The organism is Phytobacter sp. RSE-02, assembly GCF_040578655.1.
GTDB classification, from domain to species: domain Bacteria; phylum Pseudomonadota; class Gammaproteobacteria; order Enterobacterales; family Enterobacteriaceae; genus Phytobacter; species Phytobacter diazotrophicus.
Genome location: NZ_JBEULY010000013.1, coordinates 83,854 through 102,737, shown reverse-complemented (window position 1 = coordinate 102,737; position 18,884 = coordinate 83,854). Strand labels below are relative to the sequence as shown.

The 18,884-nt window shown below is 56.2% G+C and carries 15 protein-coding genes; 5 read left to right on the top strand and 10 right to left on the bottom strand.

Annotated elements, in window-relative coordinates; all coding sequences use genetic code 11:
- Window positions 1-3: 3 nt before the first annotated feature.
- The 7 genes from rsmE to ABU190_RS22025 form a co-directional block, all read right to left on the bottom strand.
- The gene (rsmE, locus tag ABU190_RS22055) at window positions 4-735 is read right to left on the bottom strand and encodes a 16S rRNA (uracil(1498)-N(3))-methyltransferase (RefSeq protein ID WP_296409246.1); all 732 of its coding nucleotides are present in this window, start codon (window positions 733-735) and stop codon (window positions 4-6) included.
- Between the two features lie 138 nt (window positions 736-873).
- The gene (gene endA / locus ABU190_RS22050) at window positions 874-1,569 is read right to left on the bottom strand and encodes a deoxyribonuclease I (RefSeq protein ID WP_354692402.1); all 696 of its coding nucleotides are present in this window, start codon (window positions 1,567-1,569) and stop codon (window positions 874-876) included.
- A gap of 95 nt (window positions 1,570-1,664) precedes the next feature.
- The gene (locus tag ABU190_RS22045; protein ID WP_193794347.1) at window positions 1,665-2,165 is read right to left on the bottom strand and encodes a SprT family zinc-dependent metalloprotease; all 501 of its coding nucleotides are present in this window, start codon (window positions 2,163-2,165) and stop codon (window positions 1,665-1,667) included.
- 79 nt (window positions 2,166-2,244) lie between these two features.
- Window positions 2,245-3,066, bottom strand: a complete 822-nt coding sequence (locus ABU190_RS22040; protein WP_071195988.1) for an alpha/beta hydrolase — start codon at window positions 3,064-3,066, stop codon at window positions 2,245-2,247.
- Window positions 3,067-3,113: 47 nt separating this feature from the next.
- Complete coding sequence (locus ABU190_RS22035; RefSeq protein WP_079497174.1) at window positions 3,114-4,742, bottom strand: MFS transporter; 1,629 nt, start codon at window positions 4,740-4,742, stop codon at window positions 3,114-3,116.
- The gene (locus ABU190_RS22030) at window positions 4,726-5,151 is read right to left on the bottom strand and encodes a DoxX family protein (RefSeq protein WP_354692401.1); all 426 of its coding nucleotides are present in this window, start codon (window positions 5,149-5,151) and stop codon (window positions 4,726-4,728) included. The genes ABU190_RS22035 and ABU190_RS22030 overlap by 17 nt, the downstream gene beginning before the upstream one ends.
- Window positions 5,152-5,156: 5 nt before the next feature.
- Complete coding sequence (locus tag ABU190_RS22025) at window positions 5,157-7,031, bottom strand: amidohydrolase (protein ID WP_354692400.1); 1,875 nt, start codon at window positions 7,029-7,031, stop codon at window positions 5,157-5,159.
- Between the two features lie 335 nt (window positions 7,032-7,366).
- Here ABU190_RS22025 and ABU190_RS22020 point away from each other — a divergent pair, with 335 nt between their 5' ends.
- The 5 genes from ABU190_RS22020 to ABU190_RS22000 are packed head-to-tail and all read left to right on the top strand — an operon-like array spanning window position 7,367 to window position 14,599.
- On the top strand, window positions 7,367-8,056 hold the full coding sequence (locus ABU190_RS22020) for a hydrolase (RefSeq protein ID WP_039078007.1): 690 nt from the start codon (window positions 7,367-7,369) through the stop codon (window positions 8,054-8,056).
- A 59-nt stretch (window positions 8,057-8,115) separates the two neighbouring features.
- The gene (locus ABU190_RS22015; RefSeq protein ID WP_079497175.1) at window positions 8,116-8,346 is read left to right on the top strand and encodes a DUF1427 family protein; all 231 of its coding nucleotides are present in this window, start codon (window positions 8,116-8,118) and stop codon (window positions 8,344-8,346) included.
- Between the two features lie 2 nt (window positions 8,347-8,348).
- A complete protein-coding gene (locus tag ABU190_RS22010; RefSeq protein ID WP_079497176.1) occupies window positions 8,349-8,603 on the top strand; it encodes a XapX domain-containing protein in 255 nt (84 codons plus the stop codon).
- 26 nt (window positions 8,604-8,629) lie between these two features.
- Window positions 8,630-9,001 carry a response regulator gene (locus tag ABU190_RS22005; RefSeq protein ID WP_039078004.1) on the top strand — a complete coding sequence of 124 codons (372 nt, stop codon included), beginning with the start codon at window positions 8,630-8,632 and terminating at the stop codon, window positions 8,999-9,001.
- 9 nt (window positions 9,002-9,010) lie between these two features.
- A complete protein-coding gene (locus tag ABU190_RS22000; RefSeq protein ID WP_354692399.1) occupies window positions 9,011-14,599 on the top strand; it encodes an AAA family ATPase in 5,589 nt (1,862 codons plus the stop codon).
- 9 nt (window positions 14,600-14,608) lie between these two features.
- On the opposite strand, the gene ABU190_RS21995 is transcribed toward ABU190_RS22000, so the two are convergent.
- The 3 genes from ABU190_RS21995 to metK all read right to left on the bottom strand — a co-directional run bounded on the left by ABU190_RS21995 (window position 14,609) and on the right by metK (window position 18,621).
- On the bottom strand, window positions 14,609-15,229 hold the full coding sequence (locus ABU190_RS21995; protein WP_071195995.1) for a response regulator: 621 nt from the start codon (window positions 15,227-15,229) through the stop codon (window positions 14,609-14,611).
- 401 nt (window positions 15,230-15,630) lie between these two features.
- The gene (locus ABU190_RS21990; RefSeq protein WP_039078001.1) at window positions 15,631-17,025 is read right to left on the bottom strand and encodes a sugar porter family MFS transporter; all 1,395 of its coding nucleotides are present in this window, start codon (window positions 17,023-17,025) and stop codon (window positions 15,631-15,633) included.
- Between the two features lie 441 nt (window positions 17,026-17,466).
- Window positions 17,467-18,621, bottom strand: a complete 1,155-nt coding sequence (gene metK, locus ABU190_RS21985; RefSeq protein WP_039078000.1) for a methionine adenosyltransferase — start codon at window positions 18,619-18,621, stop codon at window positions 17,467-17,469.
- Window positions 18,622-18,884 lie beyond the last annotated feature (263 nt).

Sequence of the window (18,884 nt, the reverse complement as noted above, 5' to 3'; positions counted from 1 at the left end):
CGTTTAACCCAGATCGCCAAAACGCACCTGCAGCGCGGTAATGGCGGTAAGGGCAGTTGTCTCTGTGCGCAATACGCGGGGTCCCAACAGAATATCAGTAAACTGGTAGCGCGAGGTCATGGCGATTTCGTCTGTCGTCAACCCGCCTTCCGGGCCAATCAGTAATCGTACGCGTTCCACCGGCAACGGCAGAGTATTAATGCTCTGGCTGGCGCGCGGGTGAAGATTCAGCTTAAGGCCGTTCTCTTCTTCTGCACACCACTGTTCGAGATCCATTGCCGGGCGAATCTCAGGAATACGGTTACGACCACACTGTTCACAGGCGGCGATGGCGATCTTCTGCCACTGCTGAATCTTTTTATTCAGGCGCTCGGCATCCAGTTTAACGCCGCAGCGCTCAGAAAAAAGTGGCGTAATGAGGCTTACACCCAGTTCAATCGATTTCTGGATAGTAAATTCCATTTTCTCGCCGCGAGACATTACCTGGCCCAGATGAATATGCAGCGGTGACTCCCGATCGTCCACCTCTCCCTGGATCACCTTAACGATAACGCTCTTTTTATCGGCGCGGGTGATTTCGGCGTCAAACACCTGGTTCGAACCGTCAAAGAGCTGAATAGCCTGTCCCTGGCCCATACGTAATACGCGGCCAACATGGTTTGCCGCATCGTCGGCAAGGGCGATTTCAGTGCCAGTCTGGATGAGTTCAGGGTGATAGATGCGTGGGACGCGCATAGTTCAGATTTCCGTGTGAAGTGTGGCGCATTTCCCCCACACCTTAACAGGTCGCGATTTGCGGCCTCTCCCTTGTAGGGAGAGGGGCGGGGTGAGGGACAATACACCTGCAAAATTTACAATTGCCGCTAGTGTAGGTTAGCTCTTTCGCGCCATGCAAGCGCGCTGCACGTAAGGGTTATGATTCCCCTGAATCTGAGCGATGCGCGACTCACGCGTACATTCCCAGTCGGTCACCGGATAGAGTTTATCCCAGGCGGTAAAAAGCTGTGTCTGCTGGCGCGACAGGGTGAGCTGATACTGATCTCGCATATAGAAGTAGGTGCGGGCAATCACACCACGGGCGCTGGCAGGCGGCTCGGCCAGTTTGGCCTTGAAGTCGATCTTCATTTCACAGCGCCCGTACTGGCCTTCGCCACCGTTCCACTGGCCGTACATAAAGTTGCCGCGATCGGCATTCACTTCACCCACGGCGGGTTGCAGGTTGTGCATATCGCTTTCCATCTTGCGATAAACAGGGTCTTTGGCGCAGTTTTTCCGCCCGCCATCCTGCCAGCACTGGCGCTGATGGCCGAATTGCCAGGCCGGGACCACATGCTCCCATTCAATACGGCTGGCGCGGTTTTCATTTTTGCGCACCTTATAACCGCAGGAGGCCAGATCGACCACCCCTTTTTTTCCCTGCCACTGAATTTTACAGCCGCAATAAAAGTCGCCCGGAACGTCGGCGTTGACTTTAACCCCGGCGGCTTTAGCCTGCGCGAAGCTATTGATGCCGTCCGCCAGTACCGGCGCGCTGAGGATAAGCAGTAAAGATGAGATAACGCGTAACATTGCAAACTCCCTGTCAACTGGAGTGCGCAACGTAGCGGAAGCGATTGTCAGATGCAATCAGTTGGCGCGGAAAACATTCTTAATGGTTCATGTAATTAGCGCTCAGGTACCAGCGTTTCGCCGCACTGTACACAGCGATAGGTAGTCTCACCGCGCACCACACGATTATGTCGCCGCACGGTCAACTGATGCTGCTGGCACTTACAGCGGTAGGAAAAGGTATTTGGCCGCACCGACTCCAGCTCAAACTGGTGAGTACGGCGCGCAGGGACGCCGAGCACGCTTTCCATCATCCATTTCCACTCTTTGCCGTGTGGCGGAACGCGACCGAAATGTTTCCACACCAGCAAATGCGCCAGCTCGTGCGGCACCACCTCGTCGATAAACGCCTGTTGGTTTTCCATCAGCAACACGGGGTTCAGGCGGATTTCATACGTATTGAGCCAGGCTGTGCCTGCCGCAGTGCCCCGTTGCTGATAAACCAGTTTGGGTTCCGGATAGTTACGCTCAAGTTTCTGATTGGCCAGGGCAAGTTTTTCCCGCAGGCTGCGCATGACGGCCTGCTGTATAGCGATGGGGAGACGGGAGGTTTTCATAATCGCAGAGGATAGGGCGGGGAGCGGGGGAGTGCAAGAAAAAGCCTCCTCCGGACAGGGAGTGAGGCTTCATTCTGGTTTACAGCGATTGCAGGAAGGTCAGCAGATCGTTGTTCAGTTGATCCTGATGGGTCACCGCAAAACCGTGCGGCGCGTTGTCATACACTTTTAACTGCGCGCCCGGGATCATTTCTGCAGCCACTTTACCGGTCGATTCGAACGGTACGATTTGGTCGTTGCTGCCATGGATCACCAGCGTCGGCACGTCAACTTTGGCAATATCCGAACGGAAGTCGGTCTCGCCGAAAGCCGTAACGCAATCAATGGTCCCTTTGAGTGAGGCCAGCAAAGCAATGTTCAGCGTCTGGGTCAGGACACCCTGGGAAACCGTCTGCCCGGCGTTAATGCCATAGAACGGCGTGGCGAAATCGCTGATAAACTGCGCCCGGTCTTTGCGCAGTCCGTCGCGAATGCCCTCGAAAACGCTGGCATCGACACCCTGCGGGTAGTCCGCCGTTTTGCCGAAAATCGGTGTCACCGCACCCAGCAGGACCAGCGCTTTAACGCGCGCCGTGCCGTAACGACCGATATAACGCGACACATCGCCGCCGCCCATGGAGAAGCCCACCAGCGTCACATCCTGCAGATCAAGCGTGGTGATGAGATCGTTAATGTCGGAGGCGAAGGTGTCGTAGTTGTACCCTTCCCACGGCTGGTCGGAGCGGCCAAAACCGCGGCGGTCAAAGGCGATAACGCGATAGCCGCGTTCGGCCAGGAAATTCAACTGGCTGTCCCACATATCGCCATCCAGCGGCCAGCCGTGGCTAAACAATACCGGTTTTCCCGCGCCCCAGTCTTTGTAATAAATCTGCGTACCGTCCTGCGTTTTGATTGTGCTCATACGTAAATCCTCACTGTCGCTATTGCTTGGGTTGATGTGGGTAACTGTTACATTATGGGTGCTATCAGATAACGTGCTTCGGGAAGATGTCCGCCGCGATGGAAGGCCTGTACTTTACTTTGAATCAGCAGGTCATTTACCGTGTGGCGCTCCAGTTGGCGCAGATGTTCAATCCAGGTGCCGACCACGAACGACTCAACAAAGACGCCGGGGCGCTGGATATCCTCATACACAGACCAGCTCAGTGCACCGCCGCGTACCCGCACCCGGCGAATCTCCTGGATACAGACGACGAAGCGGGAGACATCCTCGGGATCGATCAGATATTCATACATCACCATGACCGGGCCACGTTCATGTGAGATATCGAGCGCCTGGGCATTACTGTCGATATCACGAATGTCCAGATTGAGGTCAGGATCTTTATTCAGTTGCCAGCGCAGCACCGTCAGGCTTGCCAGCAGCATGCCCACCGTTGCCACGCACAATGAGGCAGGAATACTAAAGTGCGATGCCAGTTGGCCCCAGATGGCGCTACCGAGCGTCATCGAACCAAAAAAGACGGTCAGATAGACCGCCAGCGCGCGGGCTTTCACCCATTTGGCGGCGCTACGCTGCGCCCCGACATTGAGGGTGGAGAGCACCGCAATCCAGGCGAAACCGGTTAAAAATTCAAACGCATTGAGCAGCCAGAAATGACGAATAAACGCCAGCGCCAGCATGCTGATCGCGAAAATCACGCTGTTAATCACCATCAGGCGGTCCGGGTTGAAGCGCTTGCGTAAACGCGGTAGCACAATCGCACCGCAAATCGCCCCCAGGCCGATACAGGCCAGCATGATGCCGTAACCGCCAGGCCCAAGGCCCAGTTCACGGCGGGCCACCAGCGGCAGCAGCGCCCAGCCTGCGCTGGCGAAGGTAAAGAACGCCACGGTACGCACCAGCACGTTACGCAGTACCGGAGCGGCATGCACATAGCGCAGCCCGGCGCGAACGGCGGGGAAAAAGTGCTCCGGCGGCAGGCGCTGAATCAACGGTTCTGCTTTCCAGCGCCACAGCACCCAGGCGACGCCCAGCACTGATGTCGCATTGAGGGCGAATACCACCCACGGTCCGGCAAAAGAGAGGATCAGCCCGCCCAGCGCCGGGCCGATGGCGCGGCTGATGTTAATGCCGAGCGAGTTCAGCGCGATGGCCGGGGCCAGTTCGTGTTTTTCCACCAGGTCCGGCACGATGGCCTGAAACGGCGGAGAACTCATGGCCGCGCCAGTGCTTAATAAGAAGGCCGCAACCAGCAGCACCGTTGGCGTTACTAACCCGGCAAAAGAGAGCAGGGTTAGCCCGCTGGCGGCAATAAACACCCACAACTGGGAAAACAGCAGATATTTGCGTCGGTCGACAATGTCCGCCATCACCCCGGAAGGGAGGGCGAAGAGAAACATCGGCAGACTGCTCGCCGCCTGAACCAGCGCTACGGAAAGCGGGTTGGCGCTTAACGTCAGCATGGTCCAGTTCACCCCCACATCGTTCATCCATGAACCGATGTTGGAGACTACCGTGGCAATCCATAGCATCCGAAATACCGGCTGGCGCAGTGGCTGCCAGGAGGAGGCACCAGCGGATGCGGCCGACGGGGTTTGTACCGTCGCCGCGTGAACATCATTGACTTGCGCCATGCCTGAACTCCTGGTTGCCTGGCATACTTACCCGCCATTTACCCGGGCCGGTTAATGCCAGCGTGGTGAAGATGATGAGCAGCAGCCAGCCAAATTGTCCTTCCGCGATACTCCATTGCGGGTGCACAGCCAGCATGGCAACCAGCAGCACGCCGATAATCGGCAGACAGGCCAGCCGCGTGCCAACACCGAAAATGATGAATATCGGACATACCACCTCTGCCAGAATGGCAGGTAGCAGGCTGAACCAGGGGCCAAAGCCGAACGGATCCTCAATGCGGGTGAGCTCTTCATGAAAATTCAGCACCTTCGGCAGACCATGCACATAGAGAAGCAGCAGCCCGCCGGTCAGGCGCAGGAAGAACAGCCCCGCATCAATACGGGGCGACATCAGCGTTGTATTTTTCATAGGCATCAGAACGCAAAGCAGCTACAGCCGAGCGCGCCCCAGAAGGCGTTATCGTCTGAAACCGGAATGGAAGATCCGCGTGCCACACCGTGCTGGTGGTTATGTACGCCGCAGGGGCCGCTACAGTGGTGTGCGGCGGGCATCATGCCGACACGTGTTTGCTGTGGCGGCGCGCTGCGGTAGTGACCCGGCACGTTGACCACTGGCGACCACTCCGGCAGCACCGGAATCGCAGGCGGGGCTTCTGAACTGAAACCGTCCGCGGCATAGACGATATTGCCATTGACTACGGTCAGTACCGACTCAATGCCTTTGATCTCCTCTTCCGGTACGCGGAAATAGTCCTTGCTCAACACGGCGAGGTCAGCCAGTTGGCCCACTTTAATCTGGCCTTTTTTGCCCTGTTCGCTTGAGAACCAGGCGCTGCCTTGTGTCCAGAGCATCAGCGCGGTGTCGCGGTCCAGGCGCGCATTAACGTCGTACATCTGCATACCGCCGACGGTGCGCCCGGAGACCAGCCAGTACAACGCCGTCCACGGATTGTAGCTGGCCACGCGGGTCGCGTCGGTTCCCAGCCCGACCGGTACGCCGGTTTCGAGCATTTTCGTCACCGGCGGCGTGTGGCGCACCGCGTCCATGCCATAACGTTCCGCGAAGTACTCACCCTGAAACGCCATACGGTGCTGCACGGCAATACCGCCGCCCAGCGCTTTGATGCGGTCAATGTTTTGCTGGGTCACGGTTTCTGCGTGGTCAAAGAACCAGTGCAGGCCATTAAACGGAATATCGCGGTTCACGCGCTCAAACACATCGAGCATGCGGCTGATGGATTCGTTATAGGTGGCGTGCAGGCGGAACGGCCAGCGGTGCTCCACCAGATGGCGCACCACGCGTTCCAGCTCATCTTCCATGCCAGGCGCGAGGTCCGGGCGCGGTTCAAGGAAATCTTCAAAATCCGCGGCAGAGAAGACCAGCATTTCACCCGCGCCGTTGTGACGGAAGAAATCGGTGCCCTGACCCGGAGTCAGCATGTCGGTCCATTTCTCGAAATCTTCCAGCTCATGGCCGGGGCGCTGGGTAAAGAGGTTGTAGGCGATGCGGATGGTCATCTGCTCTTTGGCGTGCAGTTCGCTTATCACTTCATAGTCTTCGGGGTAGTTCTGGAAGCCGCCGCCCGCGTCGATAGCGCTGGTGAGGCCCAGACGGTTTAGCTCGCGCATAAACTGACGGGTGGAGTTAACCTGCTGTTCCAGCGGCAGCTTCGGCCCTTTGGCGAGCGTGGCATAGAGGATCATGGCATTTGGCCGCGCAATCAGCATGCCGGTGGGATTGCCGTTGCTGTCGCGCTGGATCTCTCCTCCAGGCGGGTTCGGCGTATCTTTGGTGTAGCCGACAACGCGCAGGGCGGCGCGGTTGAGCAGGGCGCGGTCATAGAGATGAAGGATAAAGACCGGGGTATCCGGCGCGGCGTCGTTGATCTCCTCGAGGGTCGGCATCCGGCGTTCGGCAAACTGGAATTCGCTCCAGCCGCCCACCACGCGTACCCATTGCGGTGAGGGGGTGCGCAGCGCCTGTTCTTTCAGCATCCGCAGGGCGTCCGCCAGCGACGGTACTCCTTCCCAGCGCAGTTCGAGGTTATAGTTGAGACCGCCACGAATCAGGTGCAGGTGCGAGTCGTTAAGCCCTGGAATGGCGGTGCTGCCTTTGAGATCCACCACTTTGCTGCCGTCGCTGTGATATTCCATTACTTCGGCCTGCGAGCCTACCGCCAGGAATTTGCCGTCACGGATGGCGACCGCTTCTGCAACCGGGTTTTCCCTGTCTACCGTATGAAATTTGCCGTTGAGTAATATTAGTTCAGCTTTGCCGAGCGAGACCATAAATCCTCCTGTCTGAGACATCCGAAGCAGGCATAATCCCGCCGGACGATAAGATGCGATGCTCCGTCAGAACAGAGCGTGGAAGTGGGAGGGATTATGGTGAGCTGGCGAAAACGGCGTCTAGTTATACGAAGGTATACCTATACGAACGTATAGTTATACACAGAGATAATAGTTCTCATTTCTGACAACTCTTACTATCCGTCCCGACAGCAGCGTCCGGGACGAACGTCATTTCGCCTGTTTGAGCAGCGCGAGAATACCCCGGTCACTGTCAGCAAAACGTCCGCTCCCCTTTCACGGGAAACTGCTACTTAACGACAACGGGTATTCTTATGACCAACGCTAAGCTTGAAGTACTGACTCCCCAGAATTGCCAGATTATTTTTATCGATCAGCAGCCGCAGATGGCGTTTGGCGTGCAGTCTATTGACCGCCAGGTGCTGAAAAATAATGTTGTTGGCCTGGCGAAAGCGGCAAAAGTTTTCAACATTCCGACCACTATCACCACCGTTGAGACGGAAAGCTTCTCCGGAAATACCTTCCCTGAACTGCTGGACGTATTCCCCGAGCACGACCTTCTTGAGCGTACATCCATGAACTCCTGGGATGACCAGAAAGTGCGTGATGCGCTGGCGAAAAATGGTCAGAAAAAAGTGGTGGTATCCGGCCTGTGGACGGAAGTGTGCAACAACACGTTCGCCCTGTGTGCCATGCTGGAAGGCGGCTATGAAATCTATATGGTGGCTGACGCTTCCGGCGGTACCTCGAAAGAAGCGCATGATTACGCGATGCAGCGCATGATTCAGGCGGGTGTGATCCCGGTGACCTGGCAGCAGGTGTTGCTGGAGTGGCAGCGCGACTGGGCGCACAAAGAGACCTACAACGCGGTGATGGATATCGTCAAAGAACACTCCGGTGCTTACGGGATGGGCGTTGATTACGCTTATACCATGGTGCACAAAGCGCCAGCGCGTGCCAAAGGTGCGCACCGTACTCTGGCGCCGGTGCCAGCCAATAAATAATGTGCAGGGGCGGCGCGTCAGCGTCGCCCGGCTCTGAACCCGATAAGGGGAGAATGACCATGAGTACAGCGCTCATTTCCCTCGGCGCAGGTGTGTTTATTGGGCTGGTCTATGCTTTGCTGAACGTCCGTTCGCCAGCCCCGCCGGCGGTAGCCCTGGTGGGGCTGCTAGGCATGCTGGCGGGAGAGCAGGCGGTCTCAGCGCTGCGCTCACACCATGAACCCCAGGCCGCCATTAGTCAGCCGCAGGCCGCAGTGCAAACGGCGGACCGTCATCCAGAGGCAGGCTAACCATGTTGAAATCATACGTAATTTCCCTGGCAACGGGCCTGTTAGTGGGTGTTATCTATGGCGCAATGCAGGTTCACTCACCCGCACCACCGATCGTCGCCCTGCTGGGCCTTTTTGGTATGCTGGTCGGCGAACAACTGATTCCGCTCGCCCGTCGACTTCTGCGCCGCGAGCCGGTGACAATGGCCTGGTTTCGTCATGAATGTGTGCCCAAAATCAGCGGCACGCCACCTCCTGACGACAAACGCGCCCCTTAGCCTGAGGGCAGACAGAGGAGTACGGCATGAGGCTGTCACCGCGCATTGTCATTATTGATGATGAACGTTCCGTCCGTAGTGGATTAAGCAACCTGCTCCAGTCGGAGGGGTACGACTCTGACGCCTTCGACTCTGCGGAGGCATTTCTTCATCATGAATCCGCGCTGTCTGACGCATCTCTGCTTATTATTGATATCAAGCTCAAAGGTATGAGTGGCCTGGACCTGTATCGCCGGGTAGCTCAACTTGCCGCACCGCCGCCGGTGATTTTTATCTCCGGACATGAAGATGAAAACCTGTCGCGTTATGCTCCGGAGTTCGGGGGCGTTACGCTGCTGCGTAAGCCCATTAAAATCGAAACGCTGCTGGAACAGATCCGCCGCGAACTCTCTGTGTGAGGAGCGCTAATGAGCGAGAAACTTTCTGCTGCCGGTAAAATGATGGATGGTGAGGTTGTCACCTTAACCGATGACATCATTTTCACTCCGCTGACGCAGGAAGGAGGGATCGCCTGGACACTTTGCCAGCCGCTACACTCCGGCAGCAGCTTTATTCTTGCCTGCGCGGCCGTCTCAAGCGATGAAGCCGCCTTTCATACCACCCAACGCTTAAAAAATGAATTTGCGCTGCGCAGGCGGCTCTCTGACGCATGGGCGGTAAAGCCGTTCAGCAGTACCAGTTATCATGGACATTACGCGCTGGTCTATACGCCATTTCCTTTCCGCACGCTTGCACAACTGCCCCGGCTGCGCACCCGAAGCATTGCCGATTTTCTTTCCGTTGCCATTGGCCTGTGTGCCCCGCTACGCCAGATGCATGCGCAGGGGTTGATGCACAGCGATATCAAACCCGGCCACTTTTTTATCGACCCCGGCGGCGCTTACCGTCTGGGCGGTTTTGGCCTTGCCAGCGAAGGGACGGATGCCTTTGACCCGTCTCGCCTGACGGAGCCTGGCGGTACGCTGGCGTATATGTCGCCGGAGCACACTTCCCGTACGCCGGACAGGGTCGACAGCCGCAGCGATCTCTATAGTCTTGGCATTGTGCTCTACGAGTTGCTGACCGGCGAGCTGCCTTTCGATCTCAGCGAAGGCGGGCAGGCGGAATGGGCCCATCACCATATTGCCTCCGCTCCCAGACCACCCCGGCAGGTACGCTCATCGGTTCCGCCAACGCTGTCGGATATTATTTTGCGACTGCTGGAAAAATCGCCGGACCATCGTTACCAGACGGTCGACGGGTTGATTGCCGACCTGCGTCGCTGCGAGGCTTCGCTGGCCAAAAATGGTGAAATTACGCCGTTTATTCCCGGCTTGCAGGACCGGGTAGCCGCGCGTTTGCAGCCGGACCCGCTTTTTCTCGACCATCCGCAGCACCATCAATTGCTGACGGTATTTGACCGGGTGGTGGAAAGTGGCGCGCATGCCCTGGTCACGATCGGTGGACCGCCGGGCTGCGGTAAATCTTCGCTCATTGCTTCGGCGCTCAGGAAGCTGCAACAGCGGCAGGCGTTACTCGCCGTGAGTAAGGCCGACCAGTATTCGCCGGTTCTGCCTTATACGGTCATTGCCTCTGCGTTTCGCGCGCTGACGCTTTGGTTACTTGGCCAGGGCGCGGAAGAGGTGGCCCGCTGGAAAATGCGTTTAACACGTGCGCTTGGCGTTCATGCCGCGCTGGCGGTCAATCTGGTGCCGGAGTTAGGTCTACTGCTTGAAAACCCACCCCTGGCTGTTGTGAATACCCAGGCGGCGGATAGCCGAATGCGTTTCAATATGATGGCGCATCGGCTGGTTGAGGCATTTGCCACCCCGGACCGACCGCTGGTTCTGCTGATTGATGATATTCACTGGATAGATCAGGCCAGCCTGCACCTGCTGGAACACCTTATCAGTTGCAGCGAGTCGCTGCCGCTGCTGCTGGTGGTTTCGTACGCTGACAGCGGTGTGTTTGCGGATGCCAGCGAACAGACGCAGTTGTCGACACTGTGCGTTGGTGCCCGCTATACCGTCGAGCTGCGGCCTGAGCCGTTGAGCGTGAAAGCGGTGTCGCGATGGCTGGCGGAACTGTTGCAGACGCGGGCCGCCTGCCTTGGCGAACTGGCGGCGCTGATCCACGAAAAAACCGACGGTAACCCGCTCTTTACCCATGAGTTTATTCAGCGCATCGTCAAAGACGGGCTGATTACCCATCACAAACAGCACGGCAAGTTGCACTACGACGCACAGGCGATCCGTTCACGTAATTACACGGAAAATGTGGCAAGCCTGGTCCTGCAACAACTGGCGGAGATGCCTTCCCTGACGCGCAAACTGCTGGGTTGTCTGGCCTGCGTGGGGGGAAACGGTAATCCCGCACTGCTCAGCGCGATGCAGAAGATAGCGCCGGAGCTGCTACATGAACATCTGCTGCCTGCGGTTGCCGCCCGACTGATCAGTCGCAGCGGCGACCAGTATGCCTTTACCCATGATCGGGTGCAGAAGGCGGCGCAGGAATTGCTCGAAGCGGATGATATTTGTCATCTCAATTTTGCTGCCGCGCGGTTCTTTACTGAGGCCGTCTCACAAAATGACAGCAATGAAAATCTGTTTCTGGCGGTCCACCACATTGCGTCATCCATCGACTGTACTCGCGTATCTCCCGAACGCGACCATTATCGTGCGATCTGCCGTCTTGCCGCGCAGCGCGCCCGGTTGACCGGGGATTACGCCTCGGCGGTGCGCTATCTGCGTACCGCGCGATTATTGAAAGAAGATGCCCTGATTACCGCGCCTGATGAGGATTTCGCGCTCGCTTTTGAAGAGGCGGAGTGTGAGTTTTTGCAGGGTAATCTTCCATCAGCGCTGACCCTGTGTCATCAACTCCTGCGCGCGCCCGGCAGCCTGCAACAAAAGGCGATTACCGCAGGCATGATGGCAGAAGTGCAGATGCGACAGTCGGATATGAGCCTTGCGCTGGAGACCGCCCTGGCCTGGCTTGCGGTGTTTGGTATTCACCTGAGCCGTGCGCCGACTGATGCGGAGTGCGACGAGGGCTGGCAAATCATTGAGGCCCGCCTTGGGGATGAGCCGGAGAGCCACTTTCGCCAGCTTGCGCGGATTAATAACCCCGAGGCAGAAGCCGTCATCAACCTGATGCTCAGCGCCAGTATGTTTGCCGCGTTTACCGCCCCGCGCCTGCATTTTCTTTTACTCTGCCGGGTCATACTGATGACCCTGGAGCATGGCGTTAGCGGCGCGTTTACCACGGCGATTGCCTGGTATGGCGTCATGATTGGTTGTCGCTATCACGCCTACGAAAAGGGGTACAGGTATACGCTGCTGGGGCGCGATTTGGTTGAGGAGCAACCTCTAAACCCCTTTATGGGCCGTACCTTTCTGGCGGTGGATTTGTGCAGTGCCTGGGTGAAGCCGCTTAGCGTTGCGGTAGATCACGCTAAAGCGTGCTTTACGGCGGCGGTCGAGCACGGGGATTTAACCGCCGCCTGCTTTATTATTCGCCATCAGACGATGAACTTCCTGATCCGTGGCGATCACCTCGACGGGGTGCTGACGACCATTGAAGGAGGGCTGAGTTTTATCCGCAAGCTACGTTTCCCGGATGTCGAGGTCATGCTTCTTATCCAGCGCCTGTACGTTAACCATTTGCGTAGCGCCGGTTCGGGCAATTTAAGTGGTCACAACCTCTATTCCGAGGCGCTCCTGAACGCGACCAATAAGCATGAGAGTCAGCCGATACCGCTGACCATTTTCTGGTTCTGGCTCTATCAGGGAATGGCCCATTTTATGGCGGGTGAGTATGACGATGCTTCCCGTTGCCTGGAAAAGGCGGCCCCGGTAGCCGATATGGTGCCGGGCTATCTGCATCTGCTGGATTACCATTTTTACAGCGCCCTCTCACTGGCACAGAGGGTGACGCCGACAACCGTGACGCCCGCACAGCGGGAAACCCTTGTCGTTCATTGTGACGTTATCGCACGCTGGGCGGAGCATAACCCGACGACCTTTGCCGACAAGGCGGCGCTGGTGCGTGCGGAGCTGGCGAGACTGGAACAGACCAACGATATCGCCATCGGCTGGTACGAAAACGCGATAGCCCTTTCCGCAGAGACTGAATGCCACCCGGTGAACGGGCTGGCGTGTGAACTGGCCGGGGGTTTTGCCAAAGCGATGGGCTGGCATGTCGCCGCAGATGGCTATTTCAAAAATGCTTTCTCCGCCTGGCGGTGCTGGGGGGCGGTGGCAAAACTGCGTCAGCTTGAACGCCTGTACCCCCATCTGGCCTCCTCAGGGCCACGTTCGCCTTATGACACCATCACTTTCGCGCAAAATGAAATGATGCACGACCTGGAAAGTGTTTTGCGGGCGGTACGTGCCATGACCGAGGAGATTGACCTCGACCGCCTCGTCCATACGTTGATGACGATGTTACTGGAGCGGGCGGGGGCGCAGCGTGGGCTCTTGATTCGCATCCTTGATAATACCATTCCCGAAACCCAGGCGTGGGCGGAAACATCCTCGGAAGGGGTGAAGGTACAGATTGTCCGGGAGCGCCCCTCGGCTACCGATATGCCGCTGTCGGTACTGGCGGCGGTGATGCGTACCGGGCAGGAGATTCGTATCAGCAAGTCTGAGTTGTTCGGCCCGTTCAGTCAGGATCCCTATCTGGTAACGTCCGGCGCGGGCATTATGTGCGTACCGATGCATAAACAGGGCAAGCTGGTGGGGGTGCTGTATCTGGAAAATCGGGTGATGCCGGAGATTTTCACCGCCGGGCATTCGCGTATCGTCAGGATGCTGGCGGCGCAGGCGGCGGTTTCGCTGGAGACTGCGCGCCTTTATGCCGAGCGGGTTGAAGAGAACGTGCAGCGTCGCCGGGCGGAAAAAGGGCTACGCGCCAGCCAGACCTCGCTGATGCTTGGGGAGAAAATCAGCAATACCGGCACCTGGCGCTGGGAGCTGGAACAGGATGTGATGTTTGTTTCCGACGAGTATGCGCGCATTCTTGGCCTGCCCGACCATCAGCGTACGCTATCAATGGCCGACTTTATGACGCTGGTGCATCCGGAGGATTTCCCCCGGATCAACACGCTGGTTAACGATAGTGTGCGTAATGGCGTCTCCATGCGGGCGGAGTTTCGTATTTTCCGCCCGGACGGCGAATGCCGTTATATTCTGGGTGTGGGCAACCCGGTGGAATATGAGGCTAACGTCGCGGAGTATTTCGGCGTTATCACTGATATCACGGCGCGCCGCCAGTCTGAGGATGCGGTTCGCGTGGCCCAGGCCGATCTCGCCCGTGTTTCCCGCGCGACCACCGTTGGTCAACTGACGGCCTCTATCGCCCATGAGATTAACCAGCCGCTGATGTCGATTGTGGCCAATGCGGGCGCCAGTCTGCGCTGGCTGAGCCGCGAGCCTGCGATGCTCGGTAATGCGCGCGCAAGCCTTGAGGAGATCATCAGCGAGGGCGAGCGGGCGGGTAATATTATCCGCGGCTTGCAGGCGCTAACGCGCAACCAGACCTCTGCCTGCACGCGCATTAACCTGCATCACCTTGTCTACCATATTGTGGCGCTGTCGCGCAGCGAGCTGGAACGTCAGGAGATCGCGTTGCATTACCATCTTGAGGCGCAGGATGCTGAGATTTTTGGCGATAGCGTACAAATACAGCAGGTGCTGTTAAACCTGATCGTCAATGCGATTGATGCCATGGCGGGGATAGACGATCATCCGCTAATGCTGACGGTGAGTTCAGAGAATCCGCAACCCGGTAAAATTCGCCTGGCCATCGCCGATACCGGCGTAGGCTTTACGCCCGAAGTGCAGAAACGTCTGTTTGACTCCTTCTATACCACCAAGGAGCAGGGCATGGGGATGGGGCTGAGTATCAGCTACGGCATTATTGAAAAGCACGGCGGTAAATTGACGGCGGAACCTCGCCAGCCTTGCGGCAGTGTCTTTACCTTTACCTTGCCGACACACCCTGCTGATGCCTAAACCTGGCCGCTATCGTCCGAGGGTTTTTTGAATATTCAGACGGTCTGCAGCCCTGACCAGATCGGTCAGGGAACGGACCTGCATTTTCTCCATCACCCGCTTTTTATGTACTTTGGCGGTGATCTCGCTGACGCCCATTTCGGTGGCGATCTGTTTATTCAGCAGGCCACCAATCGCCAGTTGAAACACCTCTTTTTCGCGCGGCGTCAGTGAGTCATAACGCGTGGTCAACGCCTGTATCTCTTGCGTTTCGTCGAGGGTTTTCTCCGCCAGTTTCAGGGCATCGGCAACGGCCTGGAGCAACAAGCCGGGGACAGCGGGTTTGGTCATAAACTCATATGCCCCTGCCTTCATCGCTTTGACCGAGAGCGGAATGGTGCCAAAACCGGTCAGGAAAATAACCGGAATCACATGTCCAAGCCGGGAAAGGGCGTCGGTGACGTCGAAACCGCTGGCACCGGGCATATTCATATCCAGAATCAGACAGCCTGGCTGTGAGGTAAAAGGGTGGGACAGAAACGCTTGCGCTGAGGAAAAGTCGGCCACCCGATAATCCTCTGCTCGCAGCAGGCTGACCAGCGCCTGCCTGACGGAATTATCATCGTCCACAACGTAAACAATGTGATCCATGCGTGTTCCTGGCTATTAAAGAATATGCCTGTGCAAGGAAAAGACGGACGAGAAGCGACACCCGCCATGTTCCTTACATTACAGTGACATACATATGTTTTTACTAAAGAATAACTGAATGTTAACACAATAATTATCATTATCATGTTTCAAATGAAAATAATAAAAATGAATGGCGTAATAACTCACGTTTCACTCTTCGGGGACGTTGGCAGATAAAAAATGGCGTATTGGCCGCAGCAAGCGCAGGGCGGCGGAAATTTTTGCCGATATGAATGTCACCGTAGCGGGGGAGAAAATTCAGATAATTCTGCCAGAAGGTGAGCAGGCCAGCCGTCGAATGAGGGCTGGCCTGCGGTATCTGGAAGAGCGTGCCTGTGGTTTACAGGCACGCCATCAACTTAATTATGGGAACCGATTTCGCGCAGCGGGCGACCTTTCATCAGATTACGCTCGATATGCTCCAGCGAAATATGTTTGGTTTCCGGAACCAGCCACAGCGTCAGGATAATAAACAGGACGTTCAGGCCACCATAGACCCAGAAGGTATTGGCGTTGCCAAGGGAGTCCAGCATGGTGAGGAACGTGGCGCCGACAATCATGTTCGCTATCCAGTTGGTTGCTGTTGAGCAGGTGATACCAAAATCACGCCCTTTCAGCGGCTGAATTTCCGAGCACAGTACCCAGATGACCGGACCGGCACTCATGGCAAACCCGACAATAAACATCAGCAGCATGGCGACGGCAAAGTATTGTGCGCCCTGCGAGTGAATGCCCAGATGCAGCATGGTCCCCAGAACCCCCATGCCGACAGCCATCACCAGGAAGCCAAGCACCAGCGTGGGTTTGCGGCCCCAGCGGTCGACAACGCCGATCGCGATAAAGGTGGCCAGGACGTTGGTCAGACCGACGATTACCGTCCCCCACATTTGCTGCGTGGTATTACTGTAGCCTGCCAGCTCGAAGATTTTCGGCGCGTAATACATGATGACGTTCATGCCGGTGAACTGCTGCATCACCTGCAACAGCACGCCAAGGAAGACCGCACGACGGAAATTGTTGTTCTCTTTAAACAGCGCCCAGCCGGTCTGTTTCACCTGCAGGCTTTCGCGAATTTCATCCAGCTCGTTTTTGGCTTCGGCGCTCGTATCACGCAGGCGTAGCAGCACGCGTTCAGCGTCATGGAAACGGCGTTTGGCGGCATACCAGCGCGGGCTATCCGGCAGGAAGAACACGCCGATAAGCAGCAGGATCGCCGGGATAACAATCACGCCGAGCATCCAGCGCCATGCGCCGCTATAGCTAAATGCCGTATCCGACAGATAAGCACCGAGAATACCGATGGTGATCATCAACTGGTACATTGAAATCATACTGCCACGGATTTTTTCCGGTGCTATTTCGGACAGATAGAGCGGGGCGGTATAAGACGCGATCCCCACTGCAAGACCAAGAATAATGCGGGAAATAATCAGTACTTCGACGTTAGGGGCAACGGCAGAACACAGAGAACCAATAACAAAGAGAATTGCGCCGATCATCAGGCTTTTTTTACGCCCGAGTTTCCACGACATCCATCCGCTACCCACGGCGCCGACGGCGGCACCAAACATCATTGAACTGACCACCCACTCCTGTACGTGGGAGTCAATTTTAAAGTCATTAGTGATAAAGGGCAGCGCCCCGGCGATAACACCAATATCCAGGCCAAAGAGAAGTCCTGCCAGTGCAGCAAGGAAGCAGACAAAAAAGGTCATCGCCTTGTTTGAATGTCCCTGTTTTTTATTGTCAGGCATGATGCCCTCCATTCGTTATATCAGTTTTTGCGATGGTAAACGTAGGTCAATGCCGGGCTGTTTTTTGTGATGAATGTCACGCAAGTGTAATCGGTTACATTCGACCAAAAACGGGCAGGCAAATAAAACTGATAAATATTATAGATATAAGAAATAGAGGCGGGAGGGGATGACGGTAGTTTCGGACTAAACCGAAAGGGGGATGTAACAGCGGGTCTGTAATTAATGAAGGCCGGGTAATAAGCAGTATCGATAACAGCAAAGCGGCTGTGTAATCGTTATCATTAACGTATTGAAAACGCTTTAGAAGTTTAGTCGATTTTTGTAAAAGCGCGGGTTAACCGGGCTCTGAAAAGCAGCAGGCCAGCACAAGGCTGGCCTGTTAATCTCTGTCGCATCCGGGGAAACACCCCTGACGCTTAGCGGGGCTACGCCGTCCTGTTAGTTCAGGCCGGCAGCTTCGCGCAACTGAGCCGCTTTGTCGGTTTTTTCCCATGGGAAGGTTTCGCGACCAAAGTGACCGTAAGCAGCCGTTTGCTTATAGATCGGGTGCAGCAGGTCCAGCATCTGAATCAGACCATACGGACGCAGGTCGAAGAATTCGCGTACCAGCAGGATCAACTGTTCAGCAGGCACTTTCTCAGTACCGAAAGTTTCCACCATGATAGAGGTCGGTTCTGCCACGCCGATAGCGTAAGAGACCTGAATCTCACAACGGTCAGCAAGGCCAGCCGCTACGATGTTTTTCGCCACATAACGGGCTGCGTAGGCTGCGGAACGGTCAACTTTAGACGGATCCTTACCAGAGAACGCGCCGCCACCGTGACGCGCCATGCCGCCGTAGGTATCAACGATGATTTTACGACCGGTCAGGCCGCAGTCACCCATCGGGCCACCGATAACGAAACGGCCTGTCGGGTTGATAAAGAATTTGGTGGATTCGTTCAGCCACTCGGTCGGCAGGACCGGTTTGATGATCTCTTCCATTACCGCTTCTTTCAGCGATTTCTGGTCGATATCTTCTGCGTGCTGAGTAGAGAGAACGACCGCGTCGATGCCGACGATTTTGCCGTCGTCATACTGGAAAGTGACCTGGCTTTTCGCATCCGGACGCAGCCACGGCAGGGTGCCGTTTTTACGCACTTCTGCCTGACGCTCAACCAGACGGTGTGCGTAGGTGATCGGCGCAGGCATCAGCACGTCGGTTTCGTTGGTCGCATAACCAAACATCAGACCCTGGTCGCCTGCACCTTGCTCCAGCGGATCGGCACGGTCAACGCCCTGGTTAATATCAGGAGACTGTTTACCAATTGCACTCAGTACCGCGCAAGAGTTGGCATCAAAACCCATATCAGAATGGATATAACCAATTTCACGAACGGTGTTACGGGTGATTTCTTCGATATCCACCCATGCGCTGGTAGTGATTTCACCACCGACCAGCACCATGCCGGTTTTTACATAGGTTTCACAAGCAACACGCGCTTTCGGATCCTGTTCGAGGATCGCATCAAGCACGGCGTCGGAGATTTGGTCAGCAATTTTGTCAGGATGCCCTTCTGAGACGGACTCGGACGTAAAAAGGTGTTTTGCCATATTGTGTTTTCACCCTGGAATAATACGGTTGGCTTAGACACTGTGTCAGGATGCCTTCACGGTTGTTCCGCGAGGACGTGCAGGTAGCGACACGGACTGTCTAAGTGTTAATCAGTATAGATGGATTAACATCTGGATGGCTATTCTAGGTTAATTCTTAATCCCATTGCCAGCGTTTTTTGAGCCTCCAGATGTTCTGTTTGAATTGGTTACAGAAATTTTCCCTATGGATGGCGCCAACGTAATTTTTTATTTTGCATTTT